The 19,245-nt window shown below is 54.3% G+C and carries 16 protein-coding genes; 7 read left to right on the top strand and 9 right to left on the bottom strand.

From position 1 onward, the window contains the following. The first annotated feature begins 11 nt into the window (after nucleotides 1-11). Entirely contained in the window at nucleotides 12-938 is a 927-nt protein-coding gene (locus LH22_RS12130; protein WP_038646865.1) for a LysR family transcriptional regulator, read from the top strand. 54 nt (nucleotides 939-992) lie between these two features. On the opposite strand, the gene LH22_RS12125 is transcribed toward LH22_RS12130, so the two are convergent. Beyond that, nucleotides 993-2,588, bottom strand: a complete 1,596-nt coding sequence (locus LH22_RS12125; protein WP_038646863.1) for an ABC transporter substrate-binding protein — start codon at nucleotides 2,586-2,588, stop codon at nucleotides 993-995. A 113-nt stretch (nucleotides 2,589-2,701) separates the two neighbouring features. Here LH22_RS12125 and pepT point away from each other — a divergent pair, with 113 nt between their 5' ends. Further along, complete coding sequence (gene pepT / locus LH22_RS12120; protein WP_038646861.1) at nucleotides 2,702-3,928, top strand: peptidase T; 1,227 nt, start codon at nucleotides 2,702-2,704, stop codon at nucleotides 3,926-3,928. A gap of 165 nt (nucleotides 3,929-4,093) precedes the next feature. Here the strand turns inward: pepT and LH22_RS12115 are convergent, their stop codons facing one another. After that, nucleotides 4,094-4,873 (bottom strand): transporter substrate-binding domain-containing protein, encoded by a 780-nt coding sequence (locus LH22_RS12115; RefSeq protein WP_038646858.1) that lies wholly within the window; start codon nucleotides 4,871-4,873, stop codon nucleotides 4,094-4,096. 14 nt (nucleotides 4,874-4,887) lie between these two features. Then, nucleotides 4,888-6,054: a methionine aminotransferase gene (locus LH22_RS12110; RefSeq protein WP_034830903.1), complete on the bottom strand. Its 1,167-nt coding sequence runs from the start codon at nucleotides 6,052-6,054 to the stop codon at nucleotides 4,888-4,890. Nucleotides 6,055-6,180: 126 nt separating this feature from the next. On the opposite strand from LH22_RS12110, the gene LH22_RS12105 reads away from it, so the two are divergent. Next, the gene (locus tag LH22_RS12105) at nucleotides 6,181-7,062 is read left to right on the top strand and encodes a LysR substrate-binding domain-containing protein (protein ID WP_038646856.1); all 882 of its coding nucleotides are present in this window, start codon (nucleotides 6,181-6,183) and stop codon (nucleotides 7,060-7,062) included. Here LH22_RS12105 and LH22_RS12100 read toward each other — a convergent pair. Both LH22_RS12100 and LH22_RS12095 read right to left on the bottom strand, forming a co-directional pair. Then, nucleotides 7,020-8,696, bottom strand: coding sequence for a methyl-accepting chemotaxis protein (locus tag LH22_RS12100; RefSeq protein ID WP_038646854.1), 1,677 nt, complete (start codon nucleotides 8,694-8,696; stop codon nucleotides 7,020-7,022). The genes LH22_RS12105 and LH22_RS12100 overlap by 43 nt on opposite strands. A gap of 213 nt (nucleotides 8,697-8,909) precedes the next feature. Further along, the gene (locus LH22_RS12095) at nucleotides 8,910-10,427 is read right to left on the bottom strand and encodes a carboxylesterase/lipase family protein (protein WP_038650099.1); all 1,518 of its coding nucleotides are present in this window, start codon (nucleotides 10,425-10,427) and stop codon (nucleotides 8,910-8,912) included. 192 nt (nucleotides 10,428-10,619) lie between these two features. On the opposite strand from LH22_RS12095, the gene LH22_RS12090 reads away from it, so the two are divergent. Further along, the gene (locus LH22_RS12090; RefSeq protein ID WP_038646852.1) at nucleotides 10,620-11,054 is read left to right on the top strand and encodes a DoxX family protein; all 435 of its coding nucleotides are present in this window, start codon (nucleotides 10,620-10,622) and stop codon (nucleotides 11,052-11,054) included. A 69-nt stretch (nucleotides 11,055-11,123) separates the two neighbouring features. Here LH22_RS12090 and hglS read toward each other — a convergent pair whose 3' ends face one another. Together hglS and LH22_RS12080 are read right to left on the bottom strand one after the other, a co-directional pair. Further along, nucleotides 11,124-12,461, bottom strand: coding sequence for a 2-oxoadipate dioxygenase/decarboxylase HglS (hglS, locus tag LH22_RS12085; protein WP_038646850.1), 1,338 nt, complete (start codon nucleotides 12,459-12,461; stop codon nucleotides 11,124-11,126). Between the two features lie 88 nt (nucleotides 12,462-12,549). Then, on the bottom strand, nucleotides 12,550-13,884 hold the full coding sequence (locus LH22_RS12080) for an MFS transporter (RefSeq protein ID WP_038646848.1): 1,335 nt from the start codon (nucleotides 13,882-13,884) through the stop codon (nucleotides 12,550-12,552). Nucleotides 13,885-14,194: 310 nt separating this feature from the next. Between LH22_RS12080 and LH22_RS12075 the strand changes: the two genes are divergently transcribed. Next, complete coding sequence (locus LH22_RS12075; protein ID WP_038650097.1) at nucleotides 14,195-15,115, top strand: LysR substrate-binding domain-containing protein; 921 nt, start codon at nucleotides 14,195-14,197, stop codon at nucleotides 15,113-15,115. Here the strand turns inward: LH22_RS12075 and smrA are convergent, their stop codons facing one another. After that, complete coding sequence (gene smrA, locus LH22_RS12070; protein ID WP_038646846.1) at nucleotides 15,116-15,682, bottom strand: DNA endonuclease SmrA; 567 nt, start codon at nucleotides 15,680-15,682, stop codon at nucleotides 15,116-15,118. A 296-nt stretch (nucleotides 15,683-15,978) separates the two neighbouring features. On the opposite strand from smrA, the gene LH22_RS12065 reads away from it, so the two are divergent. Beyond that, complete coding sequence (locus LH22_RS12065) at nucleotides 15,979-16,731, top strand: FNR family transcription factor (protein WP_034830913.1); 753 nt, start codon at nucleotides 15,979-15,981, stop codon at nucleotides 16,729-16,731. Nucleotides 16,732-16,849: 118 nt separating this feature from the next. After that, nucleotides 16,850-17,806, top strand: coding sequence for a universal stress protein UspE (uspE, locus tag LH22_RS12060; protein WP_034830915.1), 957 nt, complete (start codon nucleotides 16,850-16,852; stop codon nucleotides 17,804-17,806). Between the two features lie 47 nt (nucleotides 17,807-17,853). Here the strand turns inward: uspE and pntB are convergent, their stop codons facing one another. Further along, nucleotides 17,854-19,242 carry a Re/Si-specific NAD(P)(+) transhydrogenase subunit beta gene (gene pntB / locus LH22_RS12055; protein ID WP_038646844.1) on the bottom strand — a complete coding sequence of 463 codons (1,389 nt, stop codon included), beginning with the start codon at nucleotides 19,240-19,242 and terminating at the stop codon, nucleotides 17,854-17,856. Between the last annotated feature and the right edge of the window lie 3 nt (nucleotides 19,243-19,245).

The raw sequence follows: 19,245 nt of genomic DNA, 5'->3' as shown, positions 1-19,245 counted from the left end.
GAGGCATCCGCATGATAAGCAATGAAATCCGCTATTTCCTGGCCGTTGCCAATACCGGTTCGCTCAGCGCGGCCAGTGAACAGCTGTTTGTGGCGGTGTCTGCCATCAGCAGACAAATTCAGCGACTGGAAAACCAGGTGGGCGTGCCCCTGTTTGACCGGCATGCGCGCGGGATGGTGCTGAATGAAGCCGGCGAAATTTACGCACATCACGTACGCAAAACGATGCTGGAGATGGAGTACGCGCTGGCAGAAATTAAGGGGCTGAAGGCCGTGCGACGCACCCTGATTCGCGTGGCCTGTACCGATGGATTAGCCTTTACGCTGCTGCCGCGCATGATTGCCGCCTTCCGTGAGGATAATCCCGGCGTGCTGTTTGATATCAAAGTGGCAAGTACGCAAGGTGTCGCTGAACTGCTGCGCAGCGGCGAGTGCGATCTGGCACTGCAATTCAGCCTGCACGCTGAACGCGGCGTGGAAGTCATCGGTTCCTGGCCCGCCCCGGTGCTGCTGGTGATGCATCAGAGCCATCCGCTGGCCAGCGCCGCACACGTGACCCTGAACGATGTCAGCCACTATCCGCTGGCTTTGCCGCAGCAGAACACCACCGTGCGCCAATTGTTTGAGCTGGCGAGCCACATGAGCGGTAATTTGATTGAACCGGTGATCACCTGCGATACCTTCTCAACGTTGTTCCACTTTCTGCTGCGCACTCCGCTGGCTCTGACGATTTGCAGTGCCTTTACCGTATTACAAGAAGCGGAAACGCACGGCTTGATATTGCGCTCGGTGGGGATCGATCAATTGAGTCAGCGCAACTTGCAGTTACAGGCGCAATCAGGGCGACCTCGCAGTGCCGCCCTGAATGTGTTTATGACGTTTTTACTGCAGCAAATGAACGCGCTGGAGGAACCATTGCGTCAACGCTGGAAGCCTTGACACGCCACGCGCGCTCAACACAACGTGCCGCCTTTGAGCGGCACTTGCCCGTCATCAATTCTTAATATCGACCGGATAGAAAATGTGTTTACCAAACGGATCGACGGTATATCCGCTCACCGTTTTGCGCACCGGCTCGAAAATCGTTGAATGAGCGATCATCACCGCAGGCATTTGATCGTGCATGATCTGCTGTGCTTCACGATACAGCGTGACGCGCTTGTCGTGATTTTGCTCCGCACGCGCTTCAGTGATGATCTTCTCGAACGGCTGATAGCACCATTTGGAGGAGTTGGAGCCGCCATTGGCCGAGGTGCAGCTGTAGAGCGGGCCAAAGAAGTTATCCGGATCGCCCGTCGCCGTGGTCCAGCCCATCAGTGCCGCCTGATGCTCGCCGCCCTTCACGCGCTTCAGGTATTCACCCCACTCATAACTGACGATATTGGCTTTAATGCCCACCTGCGCCCAATCGGCCTGAATCATCTCTGCCATTCGTCGCGCGTTTGGATTATAAGGGCGCTGCACCGGCATCGCCCACAGCGCGATTTCAGTGCCAGGTTTGATACCTGCTTCCTGTAGCAGTGCTTTGGCTTTCTGCGGATCATAATCATAATCCTTCAGATCCTTATCTGCACTCCAGACACCCGGCGGCAGAATATTTTTCGCCACCGTGCCAGTGCCTTTGAATATCGCGTCAATAATCGCCTGCTTGTTAATGGCCATCGCCAGTGCCTGGCGGACTTTCACGTTATCCAACGGCGCTTTGGTGGTATTGAACGACAGGAAACCGGTGTTGAGCCCCGACTTCTGCTCCAGCGTCAGATCCGGGTTGCTGCGCATTTTTTCCAGATCGGCAGGATTCGGGAACGGCATCACCTGACACTCGTTTTTCTCCAGCTTGGCATAGCGCACCGAGGCGTCCGGGGTGATGGAGAAGACAATGCGATCCAGTTTCGCTTTGCCCTGCCAGTAATCCGGGAAGGCTTTGTAGAGGATGCGTGAGTCTTTTTGATATTGCACCAGCTCAAAGGGACCGGTGCCGATCGGCTCCATGTCGACTTTCTCTGGTGTGCCCGCTTTTAGCATCTGATCGGCATATTCCGCAGAGTGAATGGAGGCGAAGTACCAGGCCAAATCTGCGAGGAACGGCGCTTCCGCATGCGCCAGCGTGATGCGCACCGTATTGTCATCCACCTTCTCTATATTCTTGATCAGCTTCGCCAGTTCCAGGCTATCGAAATTGCTGTAGTTGCCACCGGAGACGTTGTGGTAGGGATTTTTGGCATCCATCTGACGCATAAACGAGAAGATCACGTCATCGGCATTCAGGTTGCGCGAGGGTTTAAACAGTTTGTTGCTCTGGAATTTAACCCCTTTGCGTAAGTGAAACGTGTAAACCGTGCCGTCCGGGCTGATATCCCAGCTTTCAGCCAGGCTTGGCACCAGTTCCGTAGTGCCGGGCTTGAAGTCCACCAAACGGTTGAAAATAGGCACTGCGCTGGCATCAACGCTGGTACCTGAAGTGTAAAGTTGCGGATTGAAATTCTCAGGCGAACCTTCAGAACAGTAAACCAGCGTTTTTGCCGATACCCCGCCTGCCACCGCTAAACACAACGCACTGAGTGTGAACTTTGCCATCATCTTTTTCATTGTGATCCTCGTTTTTGTTGACTTCCATGAGCCCGCATCGGTATTTATTGATAAATAACACGATTTATCCGAGGTGTGTAATGCACATCGCGCAAAGCTAATAAGGAAATGTGATGACAGACCAACTCGCTCGCCAACTGACCCAACGTTTTTACCGTTATCTGGCGGTTTCCAGCCAGAGCGATGCCAAATCCACCACGCTGCCCAGCACCCCTTCACAACATGCGATGGCGGAGCTGCTGGCGCAGGAACTGCGTGAGTTTGGGCTGCAGAATATCGTCATCGATCAGCATGCGACGGTGACGGCGGTGAAACCGGGCAATCGACCAGATGCACCACGCATCGGCTTTATTACCCATATCGACACGGTGGACGTGGGTTTGTCAGCGGATATACACCCGCAAACCCTGACGTTTAACGGAGATGATTTGTGTCTGAACACGCAGCAGGATATTTGGCTGCGCGTAGCGGAACACCCGGAGATTGCGCCCTATCACGGTCAGGAGATCATCTTTAGCGATGGCACTAGCGTGCTCGGCGCCGACAATAAAGCGGCGGTGACGGTGGTAATGACGTTGATGGAGAATCTGAAAGGCGATCATGGCGACATCGTGGTGGCATTTGTACCGGATGAGGAAATTGGGCTGCGCGGTGCCAAAGCGCTGGATTTGGACACTCGCTTTAACGTCGATTTTGCCTGGACTATCGATTGCTGTGAGCTGGGCGAAGTGGTGTATGAGAACTTTAATGCGGCGGCGGCGGAACTGGTGTTTACCGGCGTGCCGGCGCATCCGATGTCCGGCAAAGGCGTGCTGGTTAACCCACTGCTGATGGCGCACGACTTCATTTCACGTTTCGATCGCCTGGCCACGCCAGAGCATACCGAAGGTCGTGAAGGCTATATCTGGTTTAACGATATCAATGCCAATGCCAGCCGTGCGGTGCTGAAGGCATCGATTCGCGACTTTGATTTACAGGGTTTCGACCAGAAAAAACAGCAGTTGGTGGAAGTCGCAGATGAGATCGCCGCGCTTTATCCCACCGGGCATGTTTCACTCACCATTAACGACACCTACAGCAACATTAGTAATGCCATCGGGGAAGATCGTCGTGCAATTGACTTGATATTTGCGGCGCTCGAACAAGTGGGTGTGGAGCCGAAAGTCATCCCGATGCGCGGCGGCACAGACGGTGCGGCTTTATCGGCAAAAGGATTGCTGACACCGAACTTCTTTACCGGCGCACACAATTTCCATTCACGCTTCGAGTTTTTACCGGTGCCCTCGTTTGTGAAATCGTATCAGGTAGCCGAAGCGCTGTGTTATCTGGCGGCGAAATAAGCCCGATCTTTACCGGCAGATCTTAACGCTGTCCGCGGCTCGGCAACCGCTGAGAGGCGATGTCACCGACTCCGACGTAAACGAAAAAGGCTGCCATGGGTGAACAATGGCAGCCTTAATTCAATCCGGTTTTAACGGAGCAGCGCGCCAGTATGGCGCTTGATGTTATTTCGCTGCGGTCACATCAATGCCAGGGAAGAATTTCGCCGCCAGCTTGGTGATGGTGCCGTCAGCCTGCACTTTCGTGATAGCCGCATCCAGTTCACCCTTCAGCTTTGCATCACCTTTACGCAGACCAAAACCGATACCTGAACCGAGGATGGTGTCATCTTCAACCGGCTTGCCGACAAAGGCGAAACCTTTGCCCTGTGGCTTATCAAGGAAACCAGACTGACCTGCGGCAGACATCACCAGCGTGCCATCAAGGCGGCCCGCAACCATGTCGTTATAAACCTGGTTCTGGTCCTGATAAGAGGTCACGGTCACACCCTGCGGCTCCCAGTGCTTCTTAGCGTAAGTTTCCTGGATAGAACCCTGCAACACACCGATGTTTTTGCCTTTCAGCGACTCGGCGGTTGGCAGCAACTTCTCACCCGCTTTGACGATCAGCATGGTGGGAATGCGGTAGATAGGTTTGGTGAAGTCGATGTTTTTGGCACGCGCTTCGGTGATGTTCATCGCCGAGTTGATCGCATCAAATTTTTTCGCCTGCAGTGCCGGGATCAGCGCATCAAAGCTGCTTTCCACCCACTTACAGTCAAAGTTCCCGACCTGGCAAATTGCTTTACCCAGTTCGATATCAAAACCTTCCAGCTCGCCCTGTGCGTTGCGGCTTTCAAACGGCGGATATTGTGACTCCAGACCGTAGCGTAAGGTTTCTTGTGCCAGTGCGTGTGCTGAGGTCAGCATGCCCAGCGCCACAAACAGTGCGTTTAATTTTTTCATTATTCTTCCCCTAATTACCCTTTAACCCGGCACAGCGCTTCCGCGCCAGCCTGCAGTGTTGCGTCGTCTTTCGCGAATGACAGGCGAATTAATTTATTGTCAGTGCCGTCCATATAAAACGCCGACAACGGAATGGTGGCCACACCGTGATCGACGATGAGACGTTTTACCATTTCACTGTCGCTTTCGTCACTGAAATGTCCGTAACTGGCCAACATAAAGAAGGATCCCGCGCTCGGCAGCAGCTTAAACGGCGAATCTTGCATCAAAGACAGCAGGCGATCGCGTTTTTCCTGATAGAACGGTGACAGCTGCAGGTAGTTTTGCGGATTCTGCAGATAGTGCGCAAAACCCACCTGCATCGGTGTATCGGCGGCGTACATCATGAACTGATGCACCTTTACAATCTCTTCCATCAGCGCGGCCGGTGCCAGCGCGTAACCCACACGCCAGCCGGTGACGTGGAACGTTTTGCCAAAGGAGGAAACGATCACGCTGCGCTGCGCCAGTTCCGGATGGGTAGCCATGCCGCAGTGGGCACGACCATCAAACAGAATGTGTTCGTAGACTTCGTCGGACAGCACCACGATATCCGTGTTGCGGGTCAAGGCTGCCAGCTGTTCCAGGTCGGCTGGCGTCAGCACCTGTGCACTCGGATTGTGCGGGGTGTTGATAATGATCATGCGGGTGCGCGGCGTGATGGTGGCACGCAGCTCATCCCAGTTAATCGCAAAATCCGGCACCTGCAATTTCAGGCCAATCGGGGTTGCGCCTTGCAAACGCACCACTGGCGCATAGCTGTCGAACGCCGGCTCGAAGAAGATCACTTCGTCGCCAGGGTGCACCAGCGCAGAAATTGCCATGTAAATTCCCTGGCTAGCGCTGCCGGTGATCAACACTTCGCTACCCGCATCGTAGCGCTGGCCATAAAGCGTCTCGACTTTTTCGGCCAGCGCTTCACGCAGCGCGGGTAAACCGGTCAAAGAGGCATATTGGTTATGGCCTTCGCGCATGGCTTTACTGACCAGCTCAACCAGATGGGGATCGCATGGAAAATTCGGCGCGCCCTGCGACAGGTTGATGGCTTTATGTTGTGCCGATAGCTGGCCGATGACGCTGAAAATCGTCGTGCCGACATCGGGCTGTTTGGAAGAGATGTTAACACTGCTATTCAAGGTCATCGTTGCTCCACAAGGTTGCATAACCACGTAAGGAAAGTAGATTTCTATTCAACGGCGTGACGCTTGAGTCGACAAGCGAATTGTTGTCATAATAGCCATGATTAAAAATCATAGCTTGAGGTCATTATGTCCCGCTCTGCACTACCGCTAAATGCCATCCATGCATTTCTGGTCACTGCACGTCATCTCAATCTGACGCGCGCGGCCAGTGAGTTGTGCATTACGCAGGGGGCGGTGAGCCGTAAAATCGCTACGCTGGAAAGCTGGCTGGGATTTCCGTTGTTTGCCCGTCATGCGCGCGGTCTGCATCTCACCGAACAAGGGGCGGCATTGTTGCCCGAACTGCAGCAAGGTTACGCCATGCTGGTGAACGCGACAGAGAAAGCCAGCCGCAGCAATGCCTCGATTCGTTTGAAAGCACCGACCTGTGCCATGCGCTGGCTGGTGCCGCGTTTGGTGGCACTGGAGCAACAGCGGCCGGAAATCCATGTGGCGCTCACCACCACGCTGGATCACGCTTCACAGTTGGAAAATTTTGATGCGGCAATTGTGTTTGGCACGCCCCCTGCTGGTTCCATTCGTTTATTTGATGAGCGATTGACGCCGGTTTTGGGCAGTAACGTCACGCCGCCCGTGAGCATCAGCGATTTGGCGAAGTTTACTTTTTTGCATCCCACCAATGATGCTCGCGACTGGCAAATGTGGCTGGCGGATCAAGCGGCGAAGGTGCCGATGGCACGCAATCAGCACTTTGCCACCATGGATCTTGCTATCAGCGCGGCGATTCAGGGTTTTGGTGCCACGGTGGCGGATGTGACACTGGTGCAAAATGATTTGGCGAATGGTCGCTTGATTGCCCCGTTTGCCAACAGCGTGGCCACCGGGGCAGCGTACAGCCTTTTACAGTGTGCAGAACAGGATGCGCCACCGTTCCTGCCGGATCTGGTGGCGTGGTTGTGTCAGCCTCAGAATGAAACCCACTCATCGGCGCTGGCCGACTTCGATTGAGCGACTGGCGTACTGGTCAGCAGCGGACGGCGCAGAACGGTGCTGGCTGGCGCGGCCTGAGCTTTGGCTAACGGCGCACTGTCCGACAGACGGAATTTCGCGACAGAAGCCTGCAACTCTTCCGTTTGACGCTCCAGCGCACTGGCCGCCGCAGAAACCTGCTCCACCAGCGAGGCGTTTTGCTGGGTCACGCTGTCCATTTCCGTGACGGCGGTGCCGACCTGCGAAATGCCCTTGCTCTGCTCTTCGGAAGCGGCCGCGATATGCTTCATGATCTCATTCACATCCTGTACCGACTTCAGAATATCGTTCATGGTGCTGCCCGCGCTGCTGACCAACGCTGAGCCTTTATCAACACGCTGAACGGAATCTTCAATCAGCGTGGCGATCTCTTTCGCCGCACCCGCACTGCGCTGTGCCAGATTACGTACTTCACTGGCCACTACCGCAAAACCACGACCTTGTTCGCCCGCACGCGCAGCTTCAACGGCGGCGTTAAGGGCCAGGATATTGGTCTGGAAAGCAATGCTGTTGATCACGTTGGTGATCTCAGCGATTTTCTTCGAACTGCCGGAAATGCCCTGCATGGTGGTGACCACTTCCCCCACCAGACGGCCGCCCTGCTGTGCGGTGCCGGTGGCCGTTTCTGCCAGCGAGCTGGCCTGACGGGCGTTGTCGGCGTTGAATTTCACCGTTGCCGTGAGCTGCTCCATGCTGGCTGCCGTTTGCTCCAGCGCGGCCGCTTGCTCTTCGGTGCGTGAGGAGAGATCGTTATTACCGGATGAAATTTCTGCCGCCCCGCGATAGATATTCTCTGTTCCACTGCGAATGGCGCTCACTGCTTCACGCAGGCTGTCCTGCATCGCACGCAACAGCGGCACCAGTTTGCCGACGCAGTTGCGCCCAAAATCCTCTACTGGCTGGCTGAGATCGCCCTGCGCAATCACCGCGAAGTGGTTGCGCACGCGCTCCAGCGGTTTCACCAGCATCGCCACCAGATAACGGTCGGTGAACAACAGAATGACAAGGCCGAACACCACGGCAACCAGAATAATCACCTTGGTAATATTGGTGAGTTTATCGACGGTGACACGGGTTTCATCCAGCTTAATGCCTGCGGCTTTGTTGAACGCTTCCGCGCTGGTGCCAAAGGCGCGGCTCAGGGCGGGCGTCACGTTATTGGCCTGTGTGCGGTAAGCTTCAACGGTGCTCTGCTGTGCCAGCGACACCTGCGGCGCAATCCCCTCATCCAGCAATTTCTGCCAGCTGGCGATAACGCTGTTAACCGTTTCACTGTCCATCGGGCCGGGTGCCATCGCTTTGAATTGCACCAGCTGCGCTTTCATACTCTCCAGCGCCTGTTGCACCGGTGCGAATGCCTCCGCGCTCACTGCCGCGCCCGATGCACGCCCTTCCATCACGCGGGATAGACGCGTCACCACACGAAAATATTGATCGTTGCCTTTACTGAGTACCGTCATCTGATTAACCAGCTCACGGTCTATCTCATTCCCTTCGCCGAGGGCATTGAGCGAATGCACGCTAAATAATCCGACACCGCACCACAGCAGGCAAAACAGCCCGAGAATAGTCAGCATGACGGCGCGAATAGTGAAGTTTTTTAAGATTCCCATACATAATCCCTTGGTGTGAAACGCGTAGGAGGCCCGATAAAATCGGGCATATTGCGTTTATCGGCAGTGGATTGGGAAAATGTAACGGTTTAATAAGCTAATTAATTGCTGTCTGCTTAAGAGGAATGGCTGCCATTGTTATGATTAATCAATCAGTTAACGCGTCATTTGCCTTAAGGATTCATTTGCGCAATTTCACTATTAGCCTGCTCATCAAAGCTTAACGTGGCTGCGCATCATGAGACGGAACAAACGCAGACGCCCACGCATAAAACGCGCCTTCAACACCGCTTGCGGTTTACCCTGATCACCGAGGGCGAGTGTCAGATCTTCACGGGGACGCCACACCGGCCAGTCGATTTGGCCCTGCAACTGATAGCTAAACTCACTGGCATCCCGGGCGAAAGTCACCCAATAGGTACTGACCATATCGGCAAAGCGCTTATCTGCGGCAGTGTAATCCCGCTCAGGCAGCGGTTTAAGCGAGGTCAGCGTGTTGAATATATAGGGGATTTCGTTGCCGTGCCAGGTGCCATGTGGATAGAGGTCGCGGGCATTCTCTGACACATAGTCGAACCAGTATCGCCAGGCAGGCATGCCAATACTGTGTTGAGACTGCACCACCAGTAACGGGATCACGGTAAACGCCATGTCTCGCGCCACTGACCGGCCCAGTAAGGTATCGTCGTGAATATCGTATAGCCATTTCATCAGGCCATAGCTGAGGCGATTTTTGCGACGAATTTGCTGTAACACCGTTGCAGGATCCACACCAAAATAATCCAGTACGCTGGCTTCATCGCTGTTACTTCCCACCATCAACGGCACCCGATGCTGTTTACCGGCTATAAAGGTTTCGAGCATCGGCCTGGGGAGCACCGCATCACCGCTGATTGCCACCGGACCTAATCCCAGTGGACGTTGCAGCGGCCAGAATTGATCGGCAGGTAACTGACGAAGCTGTTCAGCAGAGGCGTGAGCCGGCAGGCCAAAATGCGCGGCAACCTGTTTACCGATTTGTTGCGCCCTCCTGCGCGGCACATCCGGCAAGCTGTATGCACTCTGGACAATGCCTTTGTGGAACAGCCCTTCAGCCAGCGGAGAACAGCACAAAGACAACACGCTGCGCGCACCCGATGATTCACCAAACAGCGTGATATTGTGGCGATCGCCGCCAAAGGCAGGAATATTGCGTTGAACCCATTGCAGCGCAGCGATTTGATCCAGCAAGGCAAAGTTATTCACCACCGCTTCTTGCGGGTATTCAGCATCCAGCGCCGGATGGGCGAAAAAGCCAAAGTGGCCAAGACGATAATTGAGCGTGACCACGACGACGCCCTGCGCGGCTAAGGCTTTGCCACGATAGGGATCAAGACTACCTGCGCCGATGGTAAAACCCCCGCCGTGCAGCCACACCATCACCGGCAAGGGACGGGAGGGCTCAACGTCTGGCGTCCAGATATTCAGGTACAGACAATCCTCATTGAACCGACCCGGATCGCCGCCACCCACTGCCATGCAATAATCCCGGTTTTGCCAACTGGCATCCCCCCATTGCGTGGCTTCACGTACTTCTTGCCAGGGCGCAACCGGCTGTGGCGGACGCCAGCGCAGTGCGCCCACGGGCGGTGCGGCGTAAGGTATTCCCTTGAAGACAAAAAGATCATCGTCAATCAGGCCTCTGAGCTCACCCTCTGCGGTCATGATCCTCAGACGTCGTTCGTTTTTCATCTCGGGTTCCCAGATCAAGCTTGGTTCCATTATTTGCAGGCCTTGAGCGAATGTCCATGTTCTGAAAGCATTTGCAGATTAAGCCGAATATGCTTTCGATCCATTGAACATCTCCATCAAATTTTTTGGCTAACCCTGGCATGGCGAATTGCTTTAAGGTTACAAGTTAACCTGGCGAGACGGAGAAGCGCGATGTTTGGTGGTATCAACCAGATGTTCAATCGGATGAGCGATCACCCGGACTTCGGTAAACTGCTGTTACGTCTGACGTTTGGCGGCCTGCTGCTGTTTCATGGCGAATTCAAAGTGATGCATGGCGTCGACTGGATCGCCCATCTGCTGGCCGTTAAAGGCATGCCAGGTTTCATCGCTTACGGTGCTTACATCGGGGAAATAGTGGCACCTGTTATGGTGATCATCGGTTTAATGACGCGCCCTGCGGCCTTCATTATCGCGGTGAACATGGTTGTTGCGACCTTGCTGGTAAAAATGGGCGCAGTCTGGCATCGCACAGATGTTGGCGCCTGGTCTCTGGAAACAGAGGCTCTTTATCTGCTGGGCGCACTCGCCATCATGTTTTTGGGTGCCGGGAATTACACGCTGGTGCGTGATTCGCGCTTGCAATAAAAATCAAAAGAAATGAAGCCGGTCTGCTGAAGTGGTGATGCCACTTCACAGACCGGTTTTCTTATGCAGCTAACGGATACCGCAACGTGCCAGGCTGCGCTGCTGCATCTGTTGATACAACGCCATCTCATCCTGCACCGCTGCGCCTAATGCGGCTTCAAAATCCGCCCTGCTGGCATTGCCCGCGCTGCGTGCGTGCGTTTCGTCGCCCAAATTAGACTGGAATATCCCCGCTGCACTCACTGGCAGGAAATCTTCATACACAATCGGTTCTGCCTGCACCCGTCCCTCAGCGAGAAGTTGGGCCAGGGTTTCCCCCATTTGCGGAGGATGCTGGATGCCCTTAGCGGTCAAACGATAGCGGAACCACGCCAGTTCCTGTTCACGCAAGGCTTCTTCATCATCAGGGAAATCACGAAACACTGCGCTCAGATGCTGTTGATGATGCTGGTTATCGCTGCCGGTGCCTGCTTCCGCCAACAGACGGTCGTACAGTGTACGTCCTTTGGGGGTCAGTGCCGCGCCGCGCTGCTCAATCTCGCCAAAGCGCGCAGTATGGGTGCCGGGAGTGCCGTCATTAAAATGCACTGCCTCTTCCAGCGCTTTAAAGCTGGTTTGACGTAACAGGATCGGCACCTCGCGCCGTGGTGGCCCCTCAATAAGGGTTTTGGGATCGATGCCGCGCGCGGGCATCAAGGTTTGAACGCGATCGATATCCAGCGTGCGCGGCGTCAGATGGTTGATGTGGCACCCCTGGAAGCACACCACATCGGCGATCAATCGATGTTGCTGACTCAGTGCCCGATAGGTCAGGCTGTCCACGGTGGTGTGGGCATGCCAGCGGAAGGTTTCCAGCGCCTCTTTGACAAAGCGCGCCGCGTCCGCAGCGTTTAAACCGCCCTGTTGTTGATGTTGAGCGATCAATGCGCGACAACCCGGGGTGAAAATATCGCGCGCGGCCAAAATAGTTGCGGCTTTTTCCCTTAGCGCGGCGTCATCAATCAGTTCCAGCCGTAACAGAGAGGTAAACACGCGGAATGGATTGCGGCGCAATGCGCTGTCGGTGACCGGGCGGAACGCGGTGGAGTGAACGGGCACCCCCGCTTGAGAGAGATCGTAATATCCCACCGGTTCCATTCCCATCACCGCAAACATCTGGCGCAGTGTGCTGAGTTCTTCTGCCGTTCCCACGCGAATCGCACCGTGACGTTCCACACTGAGTCGGTCCAGTTCATCGGCGGCGGCGAGACGGTTTTTTAAAGCGGGTTGTGCTTCCAGCGTACGTTCATTCACGGCCGTGACCAGTTGCGTCAGGGTGCCATATTGCGGCACTTCCTGCTGATACATACTGGACATCGCTTGCGAGAACAGCGTGCGAATCGCATCACTGGTGAGAAAGTTTTCCATGGTCATCACCTCGGCGTTAAGGGTTGTTGCTAATGTAGATCAACCCTTTATCACCGTGGAGGAATTTCGTGGAACTGTGATCGCCCTGTCACTCAGCCCGGTCTGACGGGTCACCAAAGCGGCATTTCAGGGCCAGCATGATCGTGGTGAGCACCGCTGGAATCGCCAGCAACAGGAAAATTTGGCTGAACGACCACCCGAGCGAAAGGAGTTCTGCGCCGACAAAAGCACTCATAATCGCGCCGACGCGACCCACACCGTGCATCCAGCTGGAACCCGTCGCACGTGCATGCGTGGGATAATAGTTGGCCGACAACGCATTCATGCCGGTGTTGGCACCGTTAAAGCAGAACCCGCTAAAGAAGGCGATGGCACTCATTAATCCCACTTCTGCCGGAGAGAAGCCGAGCGCGACAATCGCAATACCGCCACAGAAGTAGATCACCGCCAGCGCGATATTGGCATTGATGCGATCCATCAGCCAGCCAGCAAACAGCGAACCTACTGTACCGCCCGCCTGATACATCGCCGTAACGATGGCGGCTTCCGTCACCGACATTCCCAACGTGTTGATCAGCGAGGGCATCCAGCTGCCAATCAGATAGACGAGGAACAGCCCCATAAAGTAGCCGCCCCATAACATCAGGCTGCCGAAGAGATAACGCCGCGACACCACCGTCGCCACTGCGCCACGCCGCACGACAACCTGTTCAGTGGACTGGTAATGGCTGTTCGGCTCAACGACGCCAGGCAGCATGCGATCCAAAATGGCATGAATACGTGCAGCAGGTGCGCGACGGCTAATCAGGAAGCGCACGGATTCCGGTAAGCCGCGCAGCAGGAAAGGCAACACAATCAGCGGCAAGACGCCACCCATCAACATCACGGAGTGCCAGTCATAGCGAGGCAACAGCCAGGAAGCCGCAAATCCGCCCGATGCGGCACCAAAGGTGAAACCGCAGAACACCACGGTGATAATGAAGGAACGTCGACGCTCCGGTGCATACTCTGCTACCAGCGTGCCAACGTTTGGCATGGCTGCACCGAGGCCAAGGCCGGTGAGAAAACGGAATAACATCATTTGATCGATGTTTTGCGCCATGGCGGTTGCCAGCGTCCACAAGCTAAAAAAACCCACGCTGAGCAGTATCATCACACGCCGCCCGTAGCGATCGGCCAATGGCCCCGCCACCATGGCACCTAAGGCCAGGCCAATCAGCGCGGCGCTGATCACCATGCCAAGCTGATGATTAGTGACGCCCCAACTGGCTTTCAATGTCGGAGCGATAAAGCCCATCAGCGCGATGTCCATGCCATCCAGCGCAACAACGATGAAGCACAGCGCAATCAGGCGTTTTTGCCAACGGCTAAGCGCACTCTGATTAATCAGCTGGCGAACATCTACGGCTTCAACGGTGGTCACGGATCAACTCCTGCACATTCATCGTTTAATCATCAGTTTTGGTAAAAAAAACGGCGCTAATGATAGCTCATCGTTAACAATAACGGGCAGGATTTTTAGGTGTAAGTGAGAATTATTCAAATTATGCGAGATTAAGCGCTTGATATTGCAATAGGTGATAATTTTGCACTGACGCTGATTTTTACTAATTCTATTTAAAACAGCAGGTTAGAAATTTTAGGGGTTTTGTTAATATAATTTTGCAGTGAAGTTAACATAATTCCAGTTTTCCCATTGCCGCCATCAGGTAAAAGTCATTATGTTTGAGGCTATGGACAAAAATTCCCTTTTCAATCAGCGCATTCGCTTGCGCCATTTACACACCTTTGTTGCGGTTGCGCAGCAAGGCACGCTGGGGCGCGCGGCAGAGACACTCAATCTCAGCCAGCCTGCGCTCTCAAAGACCCTGAATGAGCTGGAAGAACTGGCTGGCGCGCGTCTGTTTGAACGTGGCCGTCTTGGTGCTCAGTTAACGACGCTCGGCGAGCAATTTCTTGTCCATGCGGTAAAAGTGCTGGATGCACTTAACCATGCGGGCCAAAGCTTTAACACCCCACAACCAGGCCGACCGGTCGTGATTCGCCTCGGCGCGCTCACCACCGCGGCAATGGGCATGCTGCCACAGATTCTCGATCGCTTTCATGAGCAACAGCCGAACACCACGGTACAAGTGGCGACATTACACAATAATGTTCTGCTGGCTGGGTTGCGCGCGGGTGAGTTTGATATTGGCATTGGGCGCATGGCCGACAGCGAAATGATGGCGGGTCTAAGTTATGAATTGCTATTCCTTGAGTCGCTTAAACTGGTTGTACGCCCGGAACACCCACTCCTCAGTGACAATGTCACGTTATCCCGCGCGATGCAGTGGCCGGTGGTGATATCGCCGGAGGGCACTGCCCCGCGCCGTATCGCTCAACATATGCTGGACGAGCAAGGTTGTGCGCTTCCCGCTAATTGTGTTGAAACCTCATCCACTTCGCTGGCGCGTCAGCTGGCCCTGCGTTATGACTATGTGTGGTTTGTCCCCTCAGGCGCTATCAAGGAAGATCTCAGCCACAATGCCGTGATTGCACTGCCGATTAACTCTCCAGGGCCGGGAGAGCCGGTGGGGATTATCACCCGCAGCGGCAGTCATCTCAGCCTGAGTGCCGAAGTGTTGCTGGCGACCATTCGCAAATTTCACACCTGATTAGCGACTGCGTTTGGCGTGGCGCTCTCGATTATCCAGCCGCGCCTGATCCGTTTTTCTTAAACTGACATACAACGCCCCGGCACCTCCGTGCTGGGGTTGCGCCACGCAAAAGCTTTGCACCTCGTCAAACTGCGTCAGCCAGCGTGCCAGATAACTGCGTACGATATTGGCATGCGCTTCATCATCACGGCCTTTGCCGTGGATAATCAGCAGATTGCGTAGCCCCTGCTTGCGTGCCTGCAGCATGAAACTGAACAATGACTTCCGACAGGTTTCTACCGGCTGACGCAGCAGGTTCAGGCTGGCGTCCAGGGAATATTTCCCCAGCCGCAACTTATCCAGCACACCTTGTTGAATCCCTTCTGTTTTGTATTCCAGCGGCGTCGTCAGCGGGATGATGTCAAGGAAGCCCCGCGTGAGGAAATTTTCCTGTTCGTCATTGGCTTGCGTCGGGCGCGGCGCTTTGGTTGAAGGGGAACGCAACCATTGGGTATTGGCACAATCTTTCAGTGGCGTCACATCGCCCATGGCATCCCGGAAAAGGTCTTCATCGTCTAGGTTCATGGTGTTTTCTCACGCCTGGTGGTTTGCTGAGCGCAAGTTGCCGCTCAAAAACAAAATAGTAGCAAAGGATTTTTGGCATCACATCTGTCACTTTTTGCGCTGAGACAAGTTGTGACCAGATGTAAATATGGCAACAAAACGTTCCAGGTCAAAAAATAATGTCAGGCAAACCTTGCGCAAACTCAGGTATACCCTACGTTAGTGGGGGTTTAAGGGGAATTACTGCTCGGATGAGTTCCCTTAACGCGTAAAAATGTTAAAATTGACGGCAGTCAATAATCATCGAGCGTACCTATATGATCCCGGAAAAACGCAGCATTCGACGTATTCAGTCTGGCGGTTGTGCCATTCACTGTCAGGATTGCAGTATCAGCCAGTTGTGTATCCCTTTCACACTGAACGAGCATGAGCTGGATCAGCTGGACAATATCATTGAGCGCAAAAAGCCGATTCAGAAAGGTCAGACGTTGTTCAAAGCCGGTGATGAACTGAAATCGCTTTACGCTATCCGCTCCGGCACCATTAAAAGCTACACCATTACTGAACAGGGTGATGAGCAAATTACCGGTTTCCATCTGGCTGGGGATTTAGTGGGCTTTGATGCGATTGTCGGCGCGCACCACCCCAGTTTTGCTCAGGCGCTGGAAACGGCAATGGTGTGTGAAATTCCTTTCGAAACCCTTGACGATCTCTCCGGTAAAATGCCGGCACTGCGTCAGCAGATGATGCGTCTGATGAGCGGTGAGATTAAAGGCGACCAGGACATGATCCTGCTGCTCTCGAAGAAAAACGCGGAAGAGCGTCTGGCGGCCTTTGTCTGGAATCTGTCCCGCCGCTTTGGTCAACGAGGCTTTTCTCAACGCGAGTTCCGCCTGACCATGACGCGTGGTGACATTGGTAACTACCTGGGACTAACCGTAGAAACCATTAGCCGTCTGCTGGGCCGCTTCCAGAAAAGTGGCATGCTGGCAGTGAAAGGCAAATATATCACCATCGAGAACCATGCATTGCTGGCAGAACTGGCAGGTCAAACTGAACAAGCTGCGTGATTCTGTGCCGGGTCGATAAATGTTAGTTTATTGATCCGGCAACAACTTTTCCCCTTCTGCCCCGCGCCAACTTAGGCTATCTTTAATCCAACTTGCTTTGGTTTGAGGAGATTGCCCTATGTCCCGGTACCAAAATATTCTGGTGGCGATTGACGCCCAGCAGGACGATCAACCCGCGTTACGTCGTGCGGTGTATCTGAATCAACGTATCGGCGGAAAAATCAAAGCTTTTCTGCCCATCTACGACTTCTCCTATGAAATGACCACCTTGTTGTCGCCTGATGAACGTTCCAACATGCGTAAAGGCGTCATCAGTCAGCGTACTGAATGGATTCGTCAACAGGCCCACGCCTATCTTGAGGCGGGTGTTGATATTGAAATTAAAGTGGTGTGGCATAATCGCCCTTATGAAGCGATCATCCAGGAAGTGATGGCGCACCAGCACGACCTGGTGTTGAAAATGGCCCACCAGCACGATCGCCTCGAAGCGGTGATATTTACCCCAACTGACTGGCATCTGCTGCGTAAATGCCCCTGCCCGGTGTGGATGGTGAAAGATCAGCCATGGCCAGAGGGAGGCAGAGCCGTTGTGGCGGTCAATCTGGCCAGTGAAGAGCCCCATCACGATGAGTTAAACCAAAAACTGATTCGTGAAACGGTGCTGCTGGCTGATATGGTCAATCATACTGAGGTGCACCTTGTCGGTGCTTATCCCATCACGCCAATCAATATCGCTATTGAACTCCCCGACTTTGACCCCAGCGTGTATAACGATGCGATTCGCGGACAACATCTGGTGGCGATGAAAGCGCTACGCCAGAAATTCTCCATCGGCGAAGAGTTTACGCATGTGGCAAAAGGCTTGCCGGAGGAAGTGATACCGGATATCGCCTCTCATCTGGAGGCGGGGATTGTGGTACTCGGCACCATCGGCCGCACTGGCCTTTCAGCCGCGTTCCTCGGGAATACCGCAGAGCAGGTTATCGATCATCTGCGTTGTGATTTGCTGGCAATCAAACCGGACGATTTCAAATCGCCGATTGATTATGACGATGAAGAAGACGAAGACGATTAAAACAACAAAGGCGACCAGATGGTCGCCTTTTTTAATCGCAATACAGATTACAACGCGCGCAGGATGCCTTCTACACTCGCCTTCGCATCACCAAACAACATTTGCGTGTTGTCTTTGAAGAACAGCGGGTTCTGTACCCCGGCGTAACCGGTATTCATTGAACGTTTAAACACGATAACGTTCTGCGCTTTCCACACTTCCAGTACAGGCATACCCGCGATTGGGCTGCGCGGATCTTCCTGCGCCGCCGGGTTCACGGTGTCATTGGCACCGATCACCAGCACGGTATCGGTATCGCTGAAATCATCGTTAATCTCGTCCATTTCCAGCACCACGTCATACGGCACTTTGGCTTCAGCCAGCAACACGTTCATGTGGCCAGGCAAACGACCGGCAACCGGATGGATCCCGAAACGCACTTTGATGCCACGCGCACGCAGTTTCTCGGTGATTTCCGCCACCGGGTACTGCGCCTGCGCCACCGCCATGCCGTAGCCAGGCGTGATGATCACTGACGTTGAACCTTTCAGCAGTTCTGCAGTGTCTTCTGCCGTGATTTCACGGTGTTCACCCTCTTCTTCGCTTTCGCCACCGACACTCACATCGGTGCCAAAACCCCCCGCAATAACGCTAATGAACGAGCGGTTCATTGCCTTACACATAATGTAGGACAGAATCGCACCCGAAGAACCCACTAACGCACCGGTGACAATCAGCAGGTCATTGCTGAGCATAAAGCCCGCCGCCGCCGCTGCCCAACCGGAGTAAGAGTTCAGCATCGACACCACAACCGGCATATCCGCACCGCCAATGGAGGCGACCAGGTGCCAGCCGAAGACCAGAGCAATGACAGTCATCAGCAGTAAAGCAACCACTTGTGAACCGGTGCTATTCGTCTGCACAAACCACAGCATCAGCAGGAAAGAAACCACCAGCGCAGCCAGATTCATCTTATGACGATGTGGTAGCATCAACGCTTTAGAAGAGATCTTGCCGCGCAGTTTGCCAAACGCCACGATAGAACCGGTGAAGGTCACCGCACCGATAAAGATGCCAAGGAACACTTCCGTCAGATGGATATTTTCCATCACCGGCGCCAGACCGGGTGCATGATCGAGGTAGCTGTTGAAGCCCACCAGAACGGCAGCCAGACCCACGAAGCTGTGCAGAATTGCCACCAGCTCTGGCATTTCAGTCATCTCGACTTTCTTCGCCAGACGCACACCGATTGCGCCACCGATCACCATCGCCAACAGAATCCACGCCACGTTGCCGCTGTTGGGACCAAAGATGGTCGCCAGCAGCGCAATCGCCATGCCACTGACACCAAAGATGTTACCCTGCTTTGACGTCTCGTGTTTTGAGAGGCCGGCCAGGCTGAAAATAAACAGAATTGCGGCAACAATGTATGCTGCAGTCACTAATCCGCCAGACATGTT

The organism is Pantoea rwandensis (assembly GCF_000759475.1).
In the GTDB taxonomy this organism is placed as follows: domain Bacteria; phylum Pseudomonadota; class Gammaproteobacteria; order Enterobacterales; family Enterobacteriaceae; genus Pantoea; species Pantoea rwandensis_B.
Note: the sequence above shows the minus strand (reverse complement) of the source record. Positions and strands in the feature narration are given on the sequence as shown.